Annotated in this window: 14 protein-coding genes; 6 read left to right on the top strand and 8 right to left on the bottom strand. The window is 72.2% G+C overall.

What is annotated here, in order from left to right; all coding sequences use genetic code 11:
- The first annotated feature begins 6 nt into the window (after positions 1-6).
- Entirely contained in the window at positions 7-981 is a 975-nt protein-coding gene (locus ACH4FX_RS09550; protein WP_398476859.1) for a LysR family transcriptional regulator, read from the top strand.
- A gap of 124 nt (positions 982-1,105) precedes the next feature.
- The gene (alc, locus tag ACH4FX_RS09545) at positions 1,106-2,263 is read left to right on the top strand and encodes an allantoicase (protein ID WP_398476857.1); all 1,158 of its coding nucleotides are present in this window, start codon (positions 1,106-1,108) and stop codon (positions 2,261-2,263) included.
- Positions 2,264-2,440: 177 nt separating this feature from the next.
- Here alc and pepN (ACH4FX_RS09540) read toward each other — a convergent pair whose 3' ends face one another.
- Positions 2,441-5,017 (bottom strand): aminopeptidase N, encoded by a 2,577-nt coding sequence (gene pepN, locus ACH4FX_RS09540; protein ID WP_398476855.1) that lies wholly within the window; start codon positions 5,015-5,017, stop codon positions 2,441-2,443.
- Between the two features lie 136 nt (positions 5,018-5,153).
- Here pepN (ACH4FX_RS09540) and ACH4FX_RS09535 point away from each other — a divergent pair, with 136 nt between their 5' ends.
- Both ACH4FX_RS09535 and ACH4FX_RS09530 read left to right on the top strand, forming a co-directional pair.
- Positions 5,154-5,744: a Uma2 family endonuclease gene (locus tag ACH4FX_RS09535; protein ID WP_398476853.1), complete on the top strand. Its 591-nt coding sequence runs from the start codon at positions 5,154-5,156 to the stop codon at positions 5,742-5,744.
- 65 nt (positions 5,745-5,809) lie between these two features.
- Positions 5,810-6,331 carry a DUF1203 domain-containing protein gene (locus ACH4FX_RS09530; RefSeq protein ID WP_398476851.1) on the top strand — a complete coding sequence of 174 codons (522 nt, stop codon included), beginning with the start codon at positions 5,810-5,812 and terminating at the stop codon, positions 6,329-6,331.
- A 73-nt stretch (positions 6,332-6,404) separates the two neighbouring features.
- Here the strand turns inward: ACH4FX_RS09530 and ACH4FX_RS09525 are convergent, their stop codons facing one another.
- Positions 6,405-7,436 carry an aspartate-semialdehyde dehydrogenase gene (locus ACH4FX_RS09525; RefSeq protein WP_398476849.1) on the bottom strand — a complete coding sequence of 344 codons (1,032 nt, stop codon included), beginning with the start codon at positions 7,434-7,436 and terminating at the stop codon, positions 6,405-6,407.
- An 83-nt stretch (positions 7,437-7,519) separates the two neighbouring features.
- A complete protein-coding gene (locus ACH4FX_RS09520; RefSeq protein ID WP_398476847.1) occupies positions 7,520-10,849 on the bottom strand; it encodes a S8 family serine peptidase in 3,330 nt (1,109 codons plus the stop codon).
- Between the two features lie 389 nt (positions 10,850-11,238).
- Here ACH4FX_RS09520 and ACH4FX_RS09515 point away from each other — a divergent pair, with 389 nt between their 5' ends.
- Positions 11,239-13,011 carry a TIGR03767 family metallophosphoesterase gene (locus ACH4FX_RS09515; protein ID WP_398476846.1) on the top strand — a complete coding sequence of 591 codons (1,773 nt, stop codon included), beginning with the start codon at positions 11,239-11,241 and terminating at the stop codon, positions 13,009-13,011.
- A gap of 31 nt (positions 13,012-13,042) precedes the next feature.
- Here ACH4FX_RS09515 and ACH4FX_RS09510 read toward each other — a convergent pair whose 3' ends face one another.
- Together ACH4FX_RS09510 and pepN (ACH4FX_RS09505) are read right to left on the bottom strand one after the other, a co-directional pair.
- Positions 13,043-14,089, bottom strand: a complete 1,047-nt coding sequence (locus ACH4FX_RS09510) for a hypothetical protein (protein WP_398476845.1) — start codon at positions 14,087-14,089, stop codon at positions 13,043-13,045.
- Between the two features lie 174 nt (positions 14,090-14,263).
- On the bottom strand, positions 14,264-16,846 hold the full coding sequence (gene pepN / locus ACH4FX_RS09505) for an aminopeptidase N (protein ID WP_398476843.1): 2,583 nt from the start codon (positions 16,844-16,846) through the stop codon (positions 14,264-14,266).
- A 130-nt stretch (positions 16,847-16,976) separates the two neighbouring features.
- Here pepN (ACH4FX_RS09505) and ACH4FX_RS09500 point away from each other — a divergent pair, with 130 nt between their 5' ends.
- Positions 16,977-17,633 (top strand): DsbA family protein, encoded by a 657-nt coding sequence (locus ACH4FX_RS09500; RefSeq protein WP_398476841.1) that lies wholly within the window; start codon positions 16,977-16,979, stop codon positions 17,631-17,633.
- A 24-nt stretch (positions 17,634-17,657) separates the two neighbouring features.
- Here the strand turns inward: ACH4FX_RS09500 and ACH4FX_RS09495 are convergent, their stop codons facing one another.
- The 3 genes from ACH4FX_RS09495 to ACH4FX_RS09485 all read right to left on the bottom strand — a co-directional run bounded on the left by ACH4FX_RS09495 (position 17,658) and on the right by ACH4FX_RS09485 (position 20,359).
- A complete protein-coding gene (locus ACH4FX_RS09495; protein ID WP_398476839.1) occupies positions 17,658-17,876 on the bottom strand; it encodes a hypothetical protein in 219 nt (72 codons plus the stop codon).
- 143 nt (positions 17,877-18,019) lie between these two features.
- Entirely contained in the window at positions 18,020-18,661 is a 642-nt protein-coding gene (locus ACH4FX_RS09490) for a superoxide dismutase (protein ID WP_398476837.1), read from the bottom strand.
- Between the two features lie 192 nt (positions 18,662-18,853).
- The gene (locus ACH4FX_RS09485; protein ID WP_398476835.1) at positions 18,854-20,359 is read right to left on the bottom strand and encodes an amino acid permease; all 1,506 of its coding nucleotides are present in this window, start codon (positions 20,357-20,359) and stop codon (positions 18,854-18,856) included.
- Positions 20,360-20,559 lie beyond the last annotated feature (200 nt).

The raw sequence follows: 20,559 nt of genomic DNA, 5'->3' as shown, positions 1-20,559 counted from the left end.
GCCCGCATGGCCGACTGGGACATCAAGAAGCTGCGCATCCTGCGCACCCTCCACGAGCTGGGCACGGTCACCGCTGCCGCCGAGGCACTGCACCTGACGCCGTCGGCGGTCTCCCAGCAGCTGACCGCGCTGTCCAGGCAGCTCGGGGTGCGGCTCCTGGAGGCGCACGGCCGGCGGGTGCGCCTGACGGACGCCGCGCACCTCGTCCTGCGGCACGCCGAAGCCGTCTTCGCGCAACTGGAGCGCGCCGACGCGGAGTTGCTCGGCTATCTCCAGGGCGAGGCGGGCGAGGTGCGGGTCGGCGCGTTCTCCACCTCGATCCCCGCGCTGGTGGTCCCCGCCGTACGGGACCTGCGCCGCTCGCACCCGGGCCTCCACGTGTCCGTACGGGAGGCGGAGGCGGCCGAGGCGTACGAACTGCTCGCCGAGGGCAGTGTGGACCTCGCCCTGTCGCTGGCCGCGCACGCGCCGACGCCGCGCGACCCGAAGTTCACCCGGCTCTCGCTGCTCGCCGACCCGCTGGACGTGGCGCTGCCCGCCGGGCACCCGCTGGCGGACGAGCCCGGGCTGCGGCTGGCCGACCTGTCGGGCGAACAGTGGATCTTCGGGAGCAGCGGCCCCTGGTCGCAGATCACCACCACCGCCTGTGAGCACGCCGGTTTTGTACCGGAACGGGCGCACGCCGCCGCCGACTGGGACGCGATCCTGGCGATGGTCGGCGCGGGCATGGGGGTCGCGCTGGTGCCGCGGATGGCGATGTCGGGGGCACGGGGCCGGTCCGGACCGGGACGCGGCGACGGCGAGGTGCCGGGAGCGGCGGTCGCGGTGCGGGTGCTGCGCGCCGACCAGCCGCGCCGGCACGTCGTGGCGGCGGTACGGCGCGGGGCGGAGGGGGCGCCGGGCCTGGCGCGGGTGCTGGCGGCACTCCGGGAGGCGGCCGAGGGGCCGGCCGCGTGGCCGGAAGCGGACGCCGGACCCTAGCTCGGCCGACACGCCGATCATTCAGTTCCTCTGAACGTAACCTCCAGAAACTTTCGATAGACCTGGAGTAATCGTTCCTGCGAAGGTCGAAGGGTTCGCGTCACCGCCGCACCGAAAGGCAGAGATGACCACCACCCCGGCCGCCGCCTCCTCCGCCGACCCGCACGCCAACGACGCCGCCCCGTACGGCGGCGGCGACCCGTACGCGGACTACCGCGGCGGGGACTTCCCCTTCACCTCGCTCGTGGACCTCGCCGACCGCCGCCTGGGCGCCGGCGTCATCGCCGCGAACGACGAGTTCTTCGCCGAGCGCGAGAACCTGCTGACGCCCGGCCCCGCGGTCTTCGACCCGGAGCGCTTCGGCCACAAGGGCAAGATCATGGACGGCTGGGAGACGCGGCGGCGGCGCGGGGCCGACGGCGCGCACCCCTTCCCCACCGACGACGAGCACGACTGGGCGCTGATCCGCCTCGCCGCCCCCGGCGTCATCCGGGGTGTCATCGTCGACACCGCCCACTTCCGCGGCAACTACCCGCAGCAGATCACCGTCGAGGCCACCGCGCTGCCCGGCAGCCCGAGCCCCGAGGACCTGCTCGCCCCCGGCGTGAAGTGGGAGGAGATCGTCCCGCGTACGCCGGTCCGCGGCCACGCCGCCAACGGCTTCGCGGTCACCGTCGAGCGCCGCTTCACCCACCTGCGCCTCAAGCAGCACCCCGACGGCGGCATCGCCCGGCTGCGGGTGCACGGCGAGGTCGTGCCCGACCCGGCGTGGCTGGACGTGCTCGGCACCATCGACCTGGCGTCCGTCCTGCACGGCGGCGCCGTCGAGGACGCCTCGGACCGCTTCTACTCCTCGCCCACGCAGATCATCCGGCCCGACCTGTCCCGCAAGATGGACGACGGCTGGGAGAACCGCCGCCGCCGGGTCCGCGGCACCAACGACTGGGTACGGTTCCGCCTCGCCGCGCAGGGCGAGATACGCGCCGTCGAGATCGACACCGCGTACCTGAAGGGCAACGCGGCGGGCTGGGCGGCCCTCCACGGCTGCGACGCCCGGACCGCCGACCCGGCCGACGACGCGTCCTGGTTCGAGATCCTGCCGCAGACCAGGCTCCAGCCCGACACCCCGCACCGCTTCGCGCTCCCGCGCCCGGTGACCGCCACACACGTACGGCTGGACGTCTTCCCCGACGGCGGCGTGGCCCGGATGCGCCTCCACGGCGACCTCACCGACGAGGGCCGCGCCGAACTCGTCCGCCACTTCGACGAACTGAACGGCTGACCCCCGCCGGCCCCGGGCCCGGCCGGAGGGGAGCCGGGCCCGGCGGCCCCGCCGCCCGCCCGGCAGACGGCAGCCCGACGACGCGCCGTCTGCCGGGCGTCACCATGCCCGTACCCGTACACGCACAGGCGCCCCGGACCACCGGCCCGGGGCGCCTTCCGCGCATGCGGCGATCCGTTACGCCGCCGCCTCATCCGCCCGCTGGGCCTTCAGGGCGCGCTCGATGCCGGAGCGGGACTCCGACACCAGGCGGCGCAGGGCCGCGCTCGGCTCGGCCGAGGCGAACCAGGCGTCCGTCGCGTCCAGGGTCTCCTGGGAGACCTGGAGGGCCGGGTACAGGCCGACGGCGATCTGCTGCGCCATCTCGTGGCTGCGCGCGTCCCAGACGCCCTTGACCGCGGCGAAGTACTTCTCCGCGTACGGGGCGAGCAGCTCGCGCTGGTCGGTCTGGACGAAGCCGCCGATGACGGCCTCCTGCACCGCGTTGGGCAGCTTGTCGCTCTCCACGACCGAGGCCCACGCCTCCGCCTTGGCCTCGGCCGTCGGGCGGGACGCCCGCGCCGCCGCGGCGTGCCGCTCGCCCGCCGAGGTGCGGTCGCGCTCCAGCTCGGCCTCGATGGCCTTCTCGTCCGCGCGGCCGGCAGCGGCCAGCCGCTGCACGAACGACCAGCGCAGCTCGGTGTCCACGGCCAGGCCGGGGATCTCCTGCGTACCGTCCAGCAGGCCCTGGAGCAGGTCCAGCTGCGCGTCGGTACGGGCCGCGACGGCGAACGCGCGGGCCCAGGCGAGCTGGTGGTCGCTGCCGGGGGCCGCGGCCCGCAGCTGCTCCAGCGTCGCCTCGGTCCACTTGGCCAGACCGGTCTCCCGCCAGGCCGGGGCCGCGTACAGGTCCAGCGCCAGCTTCACCTGCCGCTGGAGCGACTGGACGACGCCGATGTCGGACTCCTTGGTGATGCCCGACAGCACCAGCTCCAGGTACTCGCGGGCGGGCAGCTCGCCGTCCCGCGTCATGTCCCAGGCCGAGGCCCAGCACAGCGCGCGCGGCAGCGACTCGGTGAAGTCGCCCAGGTGCTCGGTGACGACGCGCAGCGAGTCCTCGTCCAGGCGGACCTTCGCGTACGACAGGTCGTCGTCGTTGAGGAGGACGACGTCCGGGCGGCGGGTGTCCGCCGGGAACGGCACCTCGGTGCGCTCGCCGTCCACGTCCAGCTCGATGCGGTCGGTACGGACCAGCTTGCCGTCCTTGAGGTCGTAGCAGCCGATCGCGATGCGGTGCGGGCGCAGCACCGGCTCGCCCTTGGCGCCGGCCGGCAGCGCCGGGGCCTCCTGGCGTACGACGAAGGAGGTGACCGTGCCGTCCTCGGCGACCGTCAGCTCCGGGCGCAGGACGTTGATGCCGGCCGTCTCCAGCCACGCCTTCGACCAGGTCTTCAGGTCCCGGCCGCTGGTCTCCTCCAGCGCGCCGAGCAGGTCGGACAGCCGGGTGTTCTTGAAGGCGTGCGCCTTGAAGTACGCCTGGACGCCCTGGAAGAACTCGTCCATGCCGACGTAGGCGACGAGCTGCTTGAGGACGGACGCGCCCTTGGCGTACGTGATGCCGTCGAAGTTGACGAGCACGTCGTCCAGGTCGCGGATCTCGGCCATGATCGGGTGCGTGGAGGGCAGCTGGTCCTGCCGGTACGCCCAGGTCTTCATCGAGTTCGCGAAGGTGGTCCAGGCGTGCGGCCAGCGGCTGCCCGGCGCGTGCGCCTGGCAGGCGATGGAGGTGTAGGTGGCGAACGACTCGTTCAGCCACAGGTCATTCCACCACTCCATGGTGACCAGGTCGCCGAACCACATGTGCGCCAGCTCGTGCAGGATGGTCTCGGCACGCGCCTCGTACGCGGCGTCCGTCACCTTCGAGCGGAAGACGTACTGGTCGCGGATGGTCACCGCGCCCGCGTTCTCCATCGCGCCGGCGTTGAACTCCGGCACGAACAGCTGGTCGTACTTGGCGAACGGGTACGCGTAGTCGAACTTCTCCTCGAACCAGTCGAAGCCCTGCCGGGTGACCTCGAAGATCGCGTCCGCGTCGAGGTGCTCGGCCAGCGACGGACGGCAGTAGATGCCCAGCGGCACCGAGCGGCCGTCGCCCTCCCAGGTGCTGTGCACGCTGTGGTACGGGCCGGCGATCAGCGCGGTGATGTACGTGGAGATCCGCGGCGTCGGCGCGAAGCGCCACACGTTGTCCCGGGGCTCCGGGGCCGGCGAGTTGGAGATCACCTTCCAGCCCTCGGGGGCCTTGACGGTGAAGGTGAACGTCGCCTTCAGGTCGGGCTGCTCGAAGCTGGCGAACACCCGGCGGGCGTCCGGCACCTCGAACTGCGTGTAGAGGTACGCCTGCTGGTCGACCGGGTCGACGAAGCGGTGCAGGCCCTCACCGGTGTTGGTGTACGCGCAGTCCGCGACGACCGTCAGCTCGTTGCGGCCCGCGCGCAGCCCCGGCAGCGCGATCCGGGAGTCCTGGAACACCGTGCCCGGGTCCAGCGCCTCACCGTTGAGCACCACCTCGTGCACGGTCGGCGCCACCAGGTCGATGAACGATTCCGCACCCGCCTCGGCGGCGTCGAACCGCACCCTGGTCACCGACCGGTAGGTGCCGCCCTCACCCGCCTCCTGCGCGCCGGAGAGGTCCAGATCGATCTCGTACGCGTCCACACTCAGCAGCCGCGCCCGCTGCTGCGCCTCGTCGCGGGTCAGATTCGTGCCAGGCACCCGTTCATCTCCTTCGCTTCGGACTTTGGGCCATCTTTCCACGCGGCGCGGGATCACCCGATAGAGGGCATCGACGGATATCGTGCCTTCCAGAGCGGTCGCCGACCTTACGCTCCGGCTGGAAGGAGGCGCCGCGATGACCCTGATGCATCACGACACTGCTGAGGACATCATGCGGGGCGAGAAAGGCCACGAGCTGCTGCGCTTTCTGGAGAAGATCCCCGAGCTGGATCAGCTCAAGATCGAGCTCATCGACGGAAAGATCGTTATGCAGGCGTCGGCAGCACCGTTCCACAACTACATCGTTGCTCTGCTCACCGCGCAGATGATCAGCAAGGGGAGAATGGTGCTGCCGGAGCAGGCGCTCATCTCCGACATCTCCAGTTTTGAGCCCAAGGCCGATCTCACGGTCACCACCGAGGAAGCGATCCGGGCCAACCCGAATCCCCTTCCCGCCGACCGCGTCGACCTTGTCGTGGAAGTCGTCTCCTCCGACCGGGACAGCGACTACATCAAGAAGCGCTTCTGGTACGCGATGAGCCGCATCCCGCTCTACCTGCTCATCGACCCCAACGAGTGCATGATCGAGCTGTACTCGGAGCCGGACCGCACGAGCTACCGCCGGGTGGCTCCCTACCGCTTCGGCGACCCGGTGCCGCTCCCCGAGCCGTTCTCCTTCCCGGTCGACACCACACGCTTCAAGCCGTACCCGCCCAAGCTGCCGTAGGCCCGCCCCACCTCCCCGTCCGATTCCCGCCGGAAACCGTCCCGCCGTACGCCCACCCTGTACGTATGACGACGTACACACCTCTCCCCATCCCCGAAGCCGCCCTCAAGGAACTGCGGGTCTCGGACGACTCCGGGCGGCCCATGGAGCCCTGCGCCGCCGGGTCCGCGGGCGACCGGCTGGACAGTGTGGGCAGCCCGCTGCGCTGCTGTCTGCGGCCCGTCGGGGAAGGCGAGCGGATCGCGCTCGTCTCGTACGCGCCGCTGCGGCGGTGGGCCGAGGAGCGGCGGGCCCGGCCGGGGGCGTACGACGAGTGCGGGCCGGTGTTCATCCACGCCGGGGAGTGCGGCGGGCCGGACGAGGGCCGGACCGGGTATCCGTTCGCCCGGCCGGGCGCGCTGCGGACGCTGCGGCGCTACGACGCGGACGGGCACATCGTCGGCGGGCGGTACTTCGAGATCCCGGAGGACGCGGACGCCGGGTTCGACGCGGCGCTCGCGGAGGCGTTCGCGCAGCCGGACGTGGTGCTGGTGCACGTCCGCGCCCTGGAGTACGGGTGCTTCCAGTTCGAGGTGCGGCGGCCGTAGGGCCACGCGCGGATACGGCGCGGGCCCGTACGGCGAAGTTCCGTACGGGCCCGCGGCGCAGGGCGGAAACGTCTCAGCCGCGCAGTTCCGCCGCGACCAGCTCGGCGATCTGGACCGCGTTCAGCGCCGCGCCCTTGCGCAGGTTGTCGTTGGAGAGGAACAGCGCCAGGCCGTGCTCGACCGTCTCGTCCTTGCGGATGCGGCCCACGTACGACGCGTCCTGGCCGGCGGCCTGGAGCGGCGTGGGGATGTGCGAGAGCGTGACACCGGGGGCGCCGGCCAGCAGCTCGTTGGCGCGCTCGGGGGTGATCTCGCGCTCGAAGCGGGCGTTGACCTGGAGCGAGTGGCCGCTGAAGACCGGGACGCGCACGCAGGTGCCGGAGACCTTCAGCTCCGGGATCTCCAGGATCTTGCGGCTCTCGTTGCGGAGCTTCTGCTCCTCGTCGGTCTCGTTGAGCCCGTCGTCCACGATCGAGCCGGCCATCGGCAGCACGTTGAAGGCGATCGGGCGGACGTACTTGTCCGGCTCGGGGAAGTCGACGGCCGAGCCGTCGTGGGTGAGCTTGGTCGCGTCCTGCTCGACGGCCTTGCGGACCTGCTCGTCCAGCTCCGCGACGCCCGCCAGGCCGCTGCCGGACACCGCCTGGTAGGTGGCGACGACCAGCGCGGTCAGCCCGGCCTCGGCGTGCAGCGGGCGCAGCACCGGCATGGCGGCCATGGTCGTGCAGTTCGGGTTGGCGATGATGCCCTTGCGGCGCTCGGAGACCGCCTGCGGGTTGACCTCGGAGACGACCAGCGGGACGTCGGGGTCCATGCGCCAGGCGGAGGAGTTGTCGATCACGACCGGGCCGGCGTCGGCGACCTTCGGCGCCAGCGCCTTGGAGGTGGCGCCGCCCGCGGAGAAGAGCACGATGTCCAGGCCGGAGTAGTCCGCGGTGGCCGCGTCCTCGATCGTGATCTCGGTGTCCTGCCACGGGAGCGTACGCCCGGCGGAGCGGGCCGAGGCGAACAGTCGCAGCTGCTCCACCGGGAAGTTCCGCTCGGCGAGAATGCCCCGCATCACGCCGCCGACCTGACCGGTGGCTCCGACGATTCCGATCCTCATGGCACTCCTTGTTCGGTACGTACAGCAGCGGAACGGGTGCTTTCGAGGGCACCCGCCCCGTTACTGTCCACTATCTCAGGCCGTCACGGCACGACCTTTTCGATGCGCACGCCGCCGCTGCCGGTGACCGTGCCGGAGGCGTTCAGCAGCCGCACCTCGCCGGCGAACGCGCGTCCGGCGGGGGCCGGGCCCGCGACCGATACCTCGGCCGTGACCTGCGTCGATGCTCCGCTACCCAGCTTCACCGGTTTCGATTCGTCCGTCTTGAGCGAGCCGAGCGCGGCGGAGTAATACACATCACGGTAGTCGTAGGCGGTGCTGCCCGCGGGGATCGCGTAGCCGTCCACGACGACGGTGTACGTGCCGGGCGCGGGCCCGGCGATGCCGACCGCCTCGTCCGAGCCGCCGGTGGCCGACGAGGCGACGACCTTGCCGCCGAGCAGGACGCTCAGGTCCAGGTCGGCCTTGGCGTCGGCGGGCGCGCCGATCGCGGCGTCCAGGCGGCTGACCCCGCTGCCCACGACGACCTCGTACCGCTGCGACTCGCCTTCCTTGATCGTCGGGCGCTCGGTGCGGGACGAGCCCAGCTCGCCGCCCTTGAGGGTGCCCTCGAAAGCGGCGAAGGCGTTGCCGACCGTCCATTCCACCGGGACGGGGCGGCCGGCCTTGGCCTCCGGCACCACACGTACGGCCGGGTCGAAGGTGGTGCCGAGCGTGGTCGCGGTGACCGTGTACGGGTTGTCCAGCAGGGGTGAGGTGCGCCGCGCCTCGACCTCGATCTCCCAGACGCCCGGCGCCGGGTTCTTGTACGTGCGCCGCGCCGGGGCGCAGGTGTTGGCCGGGTTCGGGTAGTTGGGGTAGCAGTTCGGGGTGCTGGTCGGGTCGGCCGGCACGCCCTGCGGGGTGATGGCGATCCAGCGCGTCTGGCTGCCCGCGGCGAGCCCGCTCATGGCGACCTGGAGGGCCTGGGCGCCCTTCGGGACGGCGATGAAGTACGAGGTCGTGGCGTTGCGCTGGGCGGTGCCGGACTTGGCGAGGGTGTGCGTGGGCGCGGCCAGCGGCTCGGCGGCCACCACGGTGGCGAGGATCTTGCGGTCCACGCCCTCGGTGCGCGGGGCGTCCAGGTCCAGGGTGACGCTGTGGAGGCCGGCGGTCCGCGGCTTCGCGGTGATCTCGATGGTCACCGGCCGGTTCAGCGGCAGCCACACCGCGCCGTCCTCGTCCGGCAGGTCGAAGGTGCCGTCGTTGTTGATCAGGTCCAGCTCGTGCCGGAGGGGACGGTCGGGGCCGGTGGTACGGGTGAGGGTGATCTCGTACGTACGGGACTGCCGCACCTTCAGGCCGCCCTCGCGGTCGTAGAGGCCGGTGCCGTAGCCGGGCGTCTTCAGGAAGTCGGACAGGGCCGTCTTCACCGGGGCGCGGACCGTGTACTCATGCGCGGCGGCGCCGTGCCGGATCGCGGACCAGGCGGCGCGGATGTCCATCAGGCCGGAGCCCTGCTCGTACGACTGGAAGCCCTTGATCTGCCGGGCGGTGGAGGTGAGCGCGGTGCGCAGCTTCGCCGGCGGCAGCGCGACGTGCTGCTCCTTCGCGGCGGACAGCAGCAGCGCCGACGCGCCGGTGGCCTGCGGGGCGGCCATCGAGGTGCCCTGGAGCATGGCGTAGCCGGGCGGCAGCTCGTAGCCCGCTTCGGCGGTGGGGCCGCCGGGCTCCCAGGTGGGGATGGTGTTGACGGACGCGCCGGGCGCGGTGATGACCGGCGTGAAGCCGCCGTCCTCGCGCGGGCCGCGGGAGGAGAACGGGAGCATGGCGTACGTGCGCGTCACCGCCGAGCCGTAGTTGGCCGCCCAGGTCTCCTTGGAGATGGACGCGCCGACGCTGACGACCTTGTCGGCCAGGCCCGGGTCGCCGATGGTGTTGGCGCCGGGGCCGCTGTTGCCCGCGGAGATGACCAGCTGCACACCGTAGGTGTCGATCAGCCGGGTGTAGAGCTCGGCGCGGGCGTTGTTGCCGTCGTTGAGCGCGGGCAGGCCGCCGACCGACATGTTGACGATGTCCACGCCGCGCTTGGTGACGAGGTCGATCATGCCCTCGGTGAGCGCGATGTTGGTGCAGCCGCCGCTCCAGGTGCAGGCGCGCGAGGAGACCAGCTTGGCGCCGGGGGCCGCGCCGTTCATCTTCCCGCCGAACAGGCCGTGCGCGGCGGTGATGCCCGCGACGTGGGTGCCGTGCTCGGACTCGACGACGCCGATGTTGACGAAGTCGGCCTTCTTGCCCGCCCAGTCGCCGCCGTACGGGTCCATCGGGACGTCCTTGCGGATCTCCACCGTGAACGGGATGCGCTCGGCGATCGGGGTGTCCGGCTTGTCGGTGCCGAAGTAGCCGATGTCGGAACCGTCCTTGTACGGCTTCATGGGCGCGTCGTCGGTGAAGTCGCCGTTGTCGTTCAGGTCCACGCGGACCGTGCCCGCGGCCGGGTCGTACAGCACGCCCCAGCGGTCGGTGGTGTCCCCGTCCCGGTTCAGGTCGCCCTTCATGTCGCCGCCGGTGGTGGCGGCCTCGGCGAAGGTGCTGATCCGGTAGGAGCCTTCGGGCGCCTTCCAGGTCCGGCCGCCGTAGGTGAAGGACGGGCCGGAGACGGCGGTGGTCATCGGGCGCCAGGTCTGGTCGCCGTCGCTGATCGGGTCGGTCGCGGTCACCCAGTCGACGATCTTGCGCTCGCCGGTGGTGGTCTTCTGGAGCGCGGGGTGCGCCAGGTCCACGCCGGAGTCGAGGACGCCGATGGTCACGCCGCGGCCGTCGGCCTCGGGGTGGTCGCGCACGAAGTCCACCGCGCCGGTCTCGAAGGACGGCTGGTACGGGTTCTTCGCCGGGGTGTCCTTGCCGGGCGCCGGGTAATGCCCGGCCTGCGGCCTGCCCTTGGCGGTGCTGCCCCCGCCGGGCCGCGGGTCCGGCAGCTTGATCTCCTGCCGCAGGTCGATGGCGTGCACGTCCGACAGCTTCTGCAGCTTCGCGATGGCGGCGTCGGCCTGGGCGGTGGGCACGGTGGCCCGTACGTATCCGAGCTTGTCGTCGGTACGGCCGACGGAGGCGCCCTTCAGGGAGTCGAGGCCGGCGGCGGCCTGCTCGGTGGCGCCGGGTGCGGTGGCGAGCATCATCGAGACGAACCGGGCGCCGCCGGCCTTGGCGCGGGCGAGCAGTTCGGCGTCCTGCGCACCGAGCTTGGCCCGCGGGGCCTTCGGTACGGGTGTGGTGCCGGCGGATATTCGGGCGCCGTCACCGTCCGCGGCGAGCGCGGGTCCGGCGGCGAGCAGGGGCCCGGCCGCGGTCGCGACGGCGACGGCCGCGACGGCCGCGAGCCGGGCCGTGCGTCTCGCCCGGTGCGCGGGCGGACGTGCTGGGTCGAGGGTCATGTCGTACCTCGTCAAAAGTGAAGGGTCCGGAAATCGGACCTGTATGACCGCTCAATATGACGTAAGGGGACCGTGTTTGGGGAGGGGGGAGCGTACATGTGTGCGGTACGCGGGGCGCGCGACCGGTGCCGGCGGCCGGGACCGGGGCGGGCGGGCCCGCCGCCCGCCTACCCCGTGAAGTGAACCTCCGGTGACCGCGGCCCGCCCCCGGCCCGGGGGGCCGGTAACCATCGTCGGTCGCTGTGATCCCTGTCCGGCGATCGGCGGCCGGCGTTGCCGCGCGGTTCACCCATGGGCCATACCGGCTGCCAACGCTCCCTGGTGAGAAGGCGGTTGCGGGCGTTTCGCACTGCCCTCGCCGCCGCCCGTCCGTACCAGGGAGCTTGCGCATGTCCCGTACACGGTCCGCCGCCCCCACCGTCTCGCCCACCCCCACCGCCTCGCCCGCGCCCCTCGTGGACCGCCGTGCCTTCCTCGCCGCCGCCGGTGCCGTCGGCGCCTCGACCGCTCTCGCGCTGGCGTACGGGGCCGGTGCCGCCCCGACCGCCGCGCCCGGCGGAACCGCCCCGCCCCTCGTCGCCCCGGAACCGGTCGTCGCGCCGCCCGTTCCCCGGGTGCCCTACGCCGAGGGCACCACCCTCGCCTCGGTGGCCACCCCGCGCGGCGCGCCGGCCGGTTACCGCAGACTCGCCGAGGGGCCCGGCTGGGACCGCGTCGTGCGCCGCGATCTCGCCGCCGCTCACCCCGGGCGGGACGACCGGCGTACCGTCCTGGCCGCCTTCGCGCAGCTCACCGATCTGCACCTGGTCGACGTGCAGAATCCTTTGCGCCATGAGTACCTGCGGGTACGGGCGGCCGGTGCCTGGCGCCCGCAGGAGGCGCTGTCCGTGGCCGGCGCGGTCTCCCTCGTCGCACGCGTCAACAGCCTGCCCGGCGGGCCCGCCACCGGCGCGCCGCTGTCCTTCGCGATGACCACCGGCGACAACACGGACAACAACTCCAGCATCGAACTGGACTGGTTCCTGACCGCGCTGAGCGGCGGCCGGATCACCCCGAACTCCGGCGACCCCCGGCACTACGAAGGCGTCCAGAACAGCGGCCACCCGCTCTACTGGCAGCCGGACAGCGCCCTGCGCGACGCCGACAAGCTGCGCGGCTTCCCCGGCGTCCCCGGATTCCTGGAGGCGGCGACCCGTACGGTCACCAGCCCCGGGCTGCACCTGCCCTGGTACTCGACCGTCGGCAACCACGACTCGCTGCCCGGCGGCTGCTGCACCCCCGACGACCCGTTCCTGGCCGAGATCGCCACCGGCGGGCGCAAGCTGGAACTGCTGCCCGCCGACGAGGCGATCCGCGCCTACCTGGCGGTGCTCGGCGGGCCGGGCCCAGGGCGGCGGGAGTTCGCCGACCTGCTCAAGGCGCACGGGAGACGGGCGCGTTCGGTCACTCCCGACGAGCGCCGGGTGCCCTTCACCCGCGCCGGCTACCTGCGCGCGCACCTGGACCCCCGGCACACCGGCCCGGGACCGCACGGCCACGGCTACACGGCCGCCGACCTCGACGCGGACCGGCTGTACTACACGTTCCGCATCGCGGAGGACGTGGTCGGCGTCAGCCTCGACACCACCGACCCCGGCGGCCACCACACCGGTTCCGTCGGCTCCGGACAGCTGCGCTGGCTCGACCGCACCCTGCGGGCCCACCGCTATGAGCACGTCCTGGTCTTCAGCCACCACACCAGTACGTCCATGGACAACACGCTGCCCGATCCGGCCCGCCCGGCCGAGCGGCGGCACGGCGGGGCCGAACTGGCCGCCCTGCTCGCCCGGCACCGCAACGTGCGGGCATGGATCAACGGCCACAGCCACCGCAACCGCATCACCCCGCACGGCACGTTCTGGGAGGTCACCACGGCTTCGCACGTCGACTTCCCGCAGCTGGCCCGGGTCGTGGAGGTGACGGACAACCGCGACGGCACGCTGTCCCTGTTCACCACCCTCGTGGAGTCGGACGCGCCGTACCGCACGGACTTCGGCGATCTCTCGCAGCGGGGCCTGGCGGCGCTCTACCGCGAACTGGCGTGCAATGCCCCCGGAGCCCGCAGTGATCTCGCCGGCGGCCCGGGTGACCGCAACACCGAACTGCTGCTGAAGCGGTGCTGAGCGGCGCGCCCGCACACAGCCCCGGCCGGCGTCAGCGTGGCAGCACCACCACGTACGAGCCCGGCTCCTCGTCGTCCGCCGCCATCAGGGCCGTACGGATCACCGCCGCCTGCTGCTCCGGGGAGTCCCGCAGTTTGCGCGGGGTGATGTGGACGACCGTGATGCCCAGCCGCTCCAGGTGTTCCCGCTTGCGCGCGTACTGCGACCAGAGCGCGTCCTCCTCCTGGCGCGGTACCCGCGCGTCGATCTCCACGGCCACCGCCTGGTCCGGCCAGTACGCGTCCACCCCGCCCAGGTGCGGGCCGCCGGGCAGTCGCAGGTCCACGTTCCACAGCGGGTCCGGCAGGCCGTACTCCCGCACCAGGTCGTACAGCCGGCCTTCGGCCATCGCGCGGCCCTCGGCCAGCAGTGCGTCCACCGCGTCCACCACATGCGGCTGGTTCAGCAGCCGGGCCTGGCTGAACTCCCGTACCACCGCGGTCGCTTCGCAGTGGCCGCCGCGCACCGCCTCGGTCAGCAGCCGGCGGACCGTGCAGGCGTCGGAGAGACCGCCGACGGCGTCCGCCAGGGCCCGGGGGACGGGCGCGACCGGCACGCCGGTGATCTGCTGCGGGTGCGGCATGACCTGCGCCCGGACGATGTGCGCGAAGCCGGCGGTGCGCAGCCGGCGGGTGCGCGGCACCAGGACCTCGATCCGGTCCAGGGACAGCAGCGGGGGAGCGGACGCGAAGCGGTGCAGGGCCAGCGCCGCCAGCCCGGTGATCATCGGCTCCCCGGCGGGCGCGGCGCCGCCCTGCGGGGGGACGGCGGGCGGCCGGTTCGCCGCGTAGAGCAGCACCGCGTGCAGCCGCTCCTCGCTGGTGGGCGGCCCGGGGTGGAGCAGGTGCACGCCCGGCAGCACCTGCTGCCAGGGGCCGCCGGGGCGGCACCGCTCGGCGGTCTCCGCCGTGTCGACGCCGTGTTCCCGCAACTGGCGGGTCGTCAGTACGCGCGGCCCGCCGCCGGAGCGGTCGTGCAGCGGACGGGGGGAGAGCGGGGTGGGGGACTCCCCGCCGGAGGTAGGGGAAGTGTGGTTCATGCCCGGGCCATTCCCGCCCCCGTCCCGCCTCCTAACGCTTGTTACACGCCCGTCGACAAACCCGGACAACGCCGTCCTAAAGTACGGGCGTTCGACTGCCGAAACGAGCGGGTCCGGCCCGCGCCGGCGCCGGTGTGCGCCCCGCGCGTCCAGGCGCGCACACCGGCGGCCCGGCTACCGCGCGGCCTGCGCGTCGCAGGTCTGCGCCCGCAGCGCCCGCGCCAGGTCGTCCCGCGCCTCGGACACCAGCCGCCGCAGCGCGGGCGGCGCCGACGGGTGCCCGGCCAGCCAGGCGTCCGCCGCCTCCAGCGTCTCCCGGTCCCCCTGGAGCATCGGGAACAGCCCGCGCACCACGGCCATCCCGATCTCGATCGACCGCTCCCGCCACACCCGCTCGATCGCGGTGAAGTACTTCGGCGCGTACGGGGCCAGCAGCTCCCGCTGGTTCGGCTGCACCAGGCCGGAGATCGTCGCCTCGACGAGGGCGTTGGACAGCTCGTCGGACTCCACCACGTCCGCCCAGGCCCGCGCGTTGACCTCGGGGGAGGGGCGGGCGGCCAGGCACCGGACGTGGTGCCGGCGGCCGGATGCGGTGTCGTCGCGCCGCAGTTCGGCGTCGACGGCGGCCTCGTCGGCGGCGCCGTGCGCGGCCAGCGGCTCCAGGAACGTCCAGCGCAGCTCCTGGTCCACCGCCAGCCCGTCGATCTTCGCCGTACCGTCCAGCAGGCCCTGGAGCAGCTGGAGGTCGGCCGCCGTGGTGGCCACCGAGGCGAAGAACCGCGCCCAGGACAGCTGGTGCCCGCTGCCCGGCTCGGCAAGCCGCAGTTCGTGCAGCGCGCCCTGCGCCAGGTCCTGCGCGGCCCGGTCGCGGTGGTCGGCGGCCGTGTAGTGGGTGAGCGCGTAGCGGGCCTGCGCGTGCAGCGTCTGGAGCACGCCGATGTCCGACTCGCGGCCCGCGAAGGCCAGGACGAGCGCCAGGTAGTCGCGGGCGGGCATCAGGCCGTCGCGGGTCAGGCCCCACACCGCCGACCAGCACAGCGCGCGCGACAGCGGCTCGGTGATCTCGCCGAGGTGGCCGCGCAGCGTGGCCAGCGACCGCTCGTCGAAGCGGACCTTGCAGTATGTGAGGTCGTCGTCGTTGACCAGGATCAGTTCCGGGCGGTCGGCGCCGGTCAGCTCGGTGACGACCGTGCGCGGGCCGGAGACGTCCAGCTCGGCGCGGGCGTAGCGGACCAGCGCGCCGTCCGCGTCCTCCCGCCGGTACAGGCCCACGGCCACCCGGTGCGGCCGCAGTTCGGGCCGCTCGGGGATCGCCTCCTGGAGGATGCTCAGTTCGGTGACGCGGCCTTCGGCGTCGTAGGTGACCTGCGGGGTCAGCGCGTTGACGCCGGCCGTCTCCAGCCAGGCGCGCGACCAGGCGGCCAGATCGCGGCCCGAGGTCTCCTCCAGGACGGACAGCAGGTCGCCCAGGCGGGTGTTCCCGTACGCGTGCCGCTTGAAGTACCGCCGCGCGCCCTCCAGGAACGCGTCCCGCCCCACGTACGCCACCAGCTGCTTGAGGACGGCCGCGCCCTTGGCGTACGTGATGCCGTCGAAGTTGAGCTTGGCGTCCTCCAGGTCGCGGATGTCGGCCGTGACCGGGTGCGTGGACGGCAGCTGGTCGGCGCGGTACGCCCACGCCTTGCGGCCGTTGGCGAAGGTGATCCAGCCGTTGGTGAAGCGGGTCGCCTCCACCAGCGATAGCGCGCCCATGAAGTCGGCGAACGACTCCTTGAGCCAGAGGTCGTCCCACCACCGCATCGTCACCAGGTCGCCGAACCACATGTGCGCCATCTCGTGGAGGATGACGTTGGCGCGGCGCTCGTAGGATGCGTCGGTCACCTTGCCGCGGAAGACGAACTCCTCGCGGAAGGTCACACAGCCCGGGTTCTCCATCGCGCCGATGTTGTACTCGGGCACGAAGGCCTGGTCGTACTTCCCGAACGGGTACGGGTAGTCGAAGTGGTCGTGGAAGAAGTCCAGGCCCTGCTTGGTGACGGTGAAGATGTCCTCGGGATCGAAGTGCCGCGCCAGCCCCTTGCGGCACAGCGCGCCCAGCGGAATCACCAGCTCGGTGCCGTCGTCGAGGGTGCGGCGGTAGGTGTCCGAGACGTAGTGGTACGGGCCGGCGACGACGGCCGTGATGTACGTGGAGATCGGCCGCGTCTCGGCGAAGCGGTACGTTCCCGCCTCCGCCTCGCCCACCTGGGCGCCGTTGCTGAGCACCACCCAGCCCTCGGGCGCGGTCACCGCGAAGCGGAACGGTGCCTTCAGGTCGGGCTGCTCGAAGTTCGCGAATACCCGGCGGGCGTCGGCCGGCTCGTACTGCGTGTAGAGGTAGACCTCGCCGTCCTCCGGGTCGACGAAGCGGTGCAGGCCCTCACCGGTCCGGCTGTACGCGCACTGCGCGTCCACGACCAGGGTGTTCTCCGCCGCGAGGTCCGCCAGGGCGATACGGGTGCCGTCGAAGACGGCGGCCGGGTCCAGCTCCCGGCCGTTGAGGGTGACGGCGGTGACGGACGGCGCCACCAGGTCCGCGAAGCTCGCGGCACCGGGCTCGGCGCACCGGAAGCGCACGGTGGTGCGCGAGCGGAAGGTCCGGGCCGCCTCGCCCTCCAGGACGGCGGACCGCAGGTCCAGCGCCACCTCGTACCCGTCGACGCTCAGCAGTCCGGCCCGCTCGCGGGCCTCGTCTCGGGTCAGATTCTCACCGGGCACGACGCGGCTCCCTCGTCCTCGTCTCGTCTATCGAACACTGGGAATCATGGCACGCCGCGCCCCGGTTGAAGCGGTCACCGAACCGCCGGTCCGCGGATCGGCCACCGACCCGAACATCCGAGGAGCAACCGTGTCCGAGACCGCCGCCGCAACCGCGAGGACCCCGGCCGACTTCTGGTTCGACCCGTCCTGCCCGTGGGCCTGGCTGACCTCCCGCTGGATGCTGGAGGTGGAGAAGGTGCGCCCGGTGCACGTGCGCTGGCACGTGATGAGCCTGGGCGTGCTGAACGAGGACAAGCTCGACCAGCTGCCCGAGGAGTACCGCGAGAGGAACCGCCCCGGAGGCGCCGTGTGGGGCCCGGTACGGGTGTGCATTGCCGCCGAGCGGCAGTACGGTCCCGCGGCCCTCGCCCGCCTCTACACGGCGCTCGGCACCCGCTTCCACAACCAGGGCCTGCCGCGCACCAAGGAGACGGTCGCCGCCGCCCTGGAGGAGGCCGGGCTGCCCGCCGCGCTGGCCGACGCGGCGGACACCGACGCGTACGACGCGGAACTGCGCGCCTCCCACCAGGCGGGCATCGACCTGGTGGGCCAGGAGGTGGGCACCCCGGTCATCGCGGTCCCGGGCGCCGACGGCTCGCGGATCGCCTTCTTCGGGCCGGTCGTCACCCCCGCCCCGAAGGGCGAGGAGGCCGCCAGGCTGTGGGACGGCACGCTGATGGTCGCGTCCATCCCCGGCTTCTACGAGATCAAGCGGACGCGGACGCGGGGACCGGTGTTCGGATGAGCCGTGCGCCGGCGACCGCCGCCCTCAGCCGAAGACCGGCATCCTGGCCGGCGGGTCGAAGGTGTCGCCCTTGAAGTAGTGGCGGACGTTCCGGCACCCGGGGCGCGTGCAGATCCAGTAGTCCGCGACGTAGCCCTTGCCGGTGAGGTCGCGCAGCCACTGGACCTCCCGTTCGCCCTCGGGGGACCGGTGCGGCTCGTCCCTCTTGCACGTGGAGCAGTAGAGGTTCTGTTCGCCCGACATGGTTCCACCGTGCGGCACGCCGCCGCGCACAGAAAGACCCCCTTGAGTCACGTCCTCGCGGGGGTCTTTCCGTTATCCGCCTGCCGGGTGAAGGTTGAGAAGACGATCACGAGGCAGGACGACCGGTGGCGCCGGAGCGGCGCTTACGGGGCGAGCAGCAGGTTGTTGGCGCGCTCCTTGGCGGCGGTGTAGCGCTTGGCCACGTCCTGCCAGTTGACGACCTTCCACATCGCCTCGATGAAGTCCACCTTCTGGTTCTTGTACTGCAGGTAGAAGGCGTGCTCCCAGGCGTCGAAGACCAGGATCGGGACCGAGCCCTGGCCGACGTTGCCCTGGTGGTCGTAGACCTGCTCGACGATGAGGCGGCCGGTGACCGGCTCGTAGGCGAGCACGCCCCAGCCGGAGCCCTGCGTGGTGGCGGCGGCCTTGGACAGCTGCGTCTTGAACTTGGCGAAGGAGCCGAAGCTCTCCGCGATGGCGTCCGCCAGCTCGCCCACGCCGTCCTTCTCCAGCGGCTCGCCGCCGCCGTCGCCGGTCATGTTGTGCCAGTAGATGCTGTGCAGGATGTGGCCGGAGAGGTGGAACGCGAGGTTCTTCTCCAGGCCGTTGATCGAGCCCCACTGGTCCTTGTCGCGCGCCTCGGCGAGCTGCTCCAGGGTGTCGTTGGCGCCCTTGACGTACGCGGCGTGGTGCTTGTCGTGGTGCAGCTCGATGATCTCGGGGCTGATGACGGGCGCGAGCGCCGAGTAGTCGTACGGAAGTTCCGGAAGTGTGTAGGTGGCCATGTCGAGCCCTCCAGCTGCTTACGACCTTTAATTGCAACCGACTTGCAGCTGCACGTTATCAGCATGAGTGATCACTGACCCGCCATGGGGCGGGGTCTGGGCCAAAAGAAGGAGGCGGCGCCCGACCTCGGTCCGAGGTCCGGCGCCGCCTCCGAAAAGGACCGCGCTATTAGTGAGGTAAGCCTTACCGAACTAAAGGGAATTCGGCGCGTCCACGCGTTCCGCGTCCGGGCCGGCCGGCTTTTGCGCCGCCATTCGCTGCCGGATCAGGCCGACGGCGATGAGCACCACCGCGAACCCGCCGGTGAAGTACAGCTGCACGCGCTGGTTCTCGTCCCGCAGCATCAGCGCCAGCACCGCCACCACGCCGGCCAGCGCCACCCACGTCAGGACGGGGAAGAGCCACATCCGGACGACCAGCTTCTCCGGCGCCTCGCGCTCCAGCCGGCGGCGCATCCGCAGCTGCGCCACGGCGATGAATCCCCACACGACGAGGATCGCCGCGCCCACCATGTTCAGCAGCCACTGGAAGACGGTCTCCGGCCACCAGTAGCTGAACAGCACCGCGAGGAAGCCGAAGGCCGAGCAGAGGACCACCGCGCGGCGCGGCACACCGCCGCTGACCGTGCGCAGGAAGCGCGGGCCCTGGCCGCGGGCGGACAGGGAGTGCGCCATCCGGGAGGAGCCGTAGATGTTGGCGTTCATCGCGGACAGCAGCGCGATCAGGATGACCACGTTCATGATCTGGCCGGCCGCGGGGATGTGCAGGTAGTCCAGGACCGCCACGTACGGGCCGTTCTTGGCGATGTCCGCGTTGTTCCAGGGGATGACGGTGACGATGACGGCCATGGAGCCGACGTAGAACAGCGCGATGCGCCACATCGCGGTGCGCACGGCCCGCGCCACGCCGCGCACCGGGTCCTTGGACTCGGCGGCGGCGATCGTCACGGTCTCCAGGCCCCCGTACGCGAAGACGGAGGCCAGCAGGCCGATCACCAGGCCGTCCGAGCCGTTGGGCAGGAAGCCGCCGTCGCCGGTCAGGTGGGCGGCGCCGGGCGCGGAGGTGCCGGGCAGCACGCCGAAGATGGCGAGCAGGCCGAGGACCAGGAAGATGCCGATCGCGGTGATCTTCAGGGCCGCGAACCAGAACTCGAACTCGCCGAAGTTGCTGACCGCCGCCAGGTTCGCGCCGCAGAAGACCACCATGAACAGCAGCACCCACATCCAGGGCTGGGTGTCCGGGAACCAGCCGGTCATGATCCCGGCGGCGCCGATCGCCTCGGCGGCCACCGCGACGCACAGCTGGGCGGTGAACATCCAGCCCGTCGTGAAGCCTGCCCACGGGCCGATCGAGCGCCCGGCGTGCACGGAGAACGAACCGGAGGCGGGCCGGGCCGCCGCCATCTCGCCGAGCATCCGCATCACCAGCATGACCAGGCAGCCGGAGACGGCGTAGGCGAGCACGATCGACGGGCCGGCCGCCGCGATGCCCTCCTTGGAGCCGACGAACAGCCCGGCGCCGATCACGCCGCCGAGGGCGATCATCGACAGATGCCGCTGCTTGAGCCCGTTGGACAGCGGGGCGCCGGCGTCCGGGCCCGCCGCTGCCGGGCCGGTGCCGTCCGGGGTCCGCCCGGCGCCCCGGACCCGGCCGGTCCGCTCGCGCTCGGGCGTGGTGGACGAAGGTGTCCGATTCATGGTCGTACCTGTCCCATTAAGTGAGAGCGGAGCGAGACGATCGACGGAAAACGCGCTCAGTTTGAGTGTCCGTGTCCGCTGAGGGCAACAGTCGTGCAGCAGTTGTTCGGTATTCAGACGAGATCGTGACCGGCCGCATTCACACCGTTGTGACACGTGACCCTGGGTGAGCCGGGAGCGGAAGTGGGGCGACCGGTTCC

Source organism: Streptomyces sp. NPDC018019, from assembly GCF_044327805.1.
Lineage (GTDB): Bacteria > Actinomycetota > Actinomycetes > Streptomycetales > Streptomycetaceae > Streptomyces.
The sequence above is the reverse complement of the archived record's forward strand: the minus strand, read 5'-3'. Positions and strand labels throughout refer to the sequence as shown.

Coding starts and splice junctions, on each gene's coding strand:
- ACH4FX_RS09550 (WP_398476859.1), top strand. CDS start 7: ATGGCCGACTGGGACATCAAGAAGCTGCGCATCCTGCGCACCCTCCAC.
- alc (WP_398476857.1), top strand. CDS start 1,106: ATGACCACCACCCCGGCCGCCGCCTCCTCCGCCGACCCGCACGCCAAC.
- ACH4FX_RS09535 (WP_398476853.1), top strand. CDS start 5,154: ATGACCCTGATGCATCACGACACTGCTGAGGACATCATGCGGGGCGAG.
- ACH4FX_RS09530 (WP_398476851.1), top strand. CDS start 5,810: ATGACGACGTACACACCTCTCCCCATCCCCGAAGCCGCCCTCAAGGAA.
- ACH4FX_RS09525 (WP_398476849.1), bottom strand. CDS start 7,436: ATGAGGATCGGAATCGTCGGAGCCACCGGTCAGGTCGGCGGCGTGATG.
- ACH4FX_RS09520 (WP_398476847.1), bottom strand. CDS start 10,849: ATGACCCTCGACCCAGCACGTCCGCCCGCGCACCGGGCGAGACGCACG.
- ACH4FX_RS09515 (WP_398476846.1), top strand. CDS start 11,239: ATGTCCCGTACACGGTCCGCCGCCCCCACCGTCTCGCCCACCCCCACC.
- ACH4FX_RS09510 (WP_398476845.1), bottom strand. CDS start 14,089: ATGAACCACACTTCCCCTACCTCCGGCGGGGAGTCCCCCACCCCGCTC.
- ACH4FX_RS09495 (WP_398476839.1), bottom strand. CDS start 17,876: ATGTCGGGCGAACAGAACCTCTACTGCTCCACGTGCAAGAGGGACGAG.
- ACH4FX_RS09490 (WP_398476837.1), bottom strand. CDS start 18,661: ATGGCCACCTACACACTTCCGGAACTTCCGTACGACTACTCGGCGCTC.
- ACH4FX_RS09485 (WP_398476835.1), bottom strand. CDS start 20,359: ATGAATCGGACACCTTCGTCCACCACGCCCGAGCGCGAGCGGACCGGC.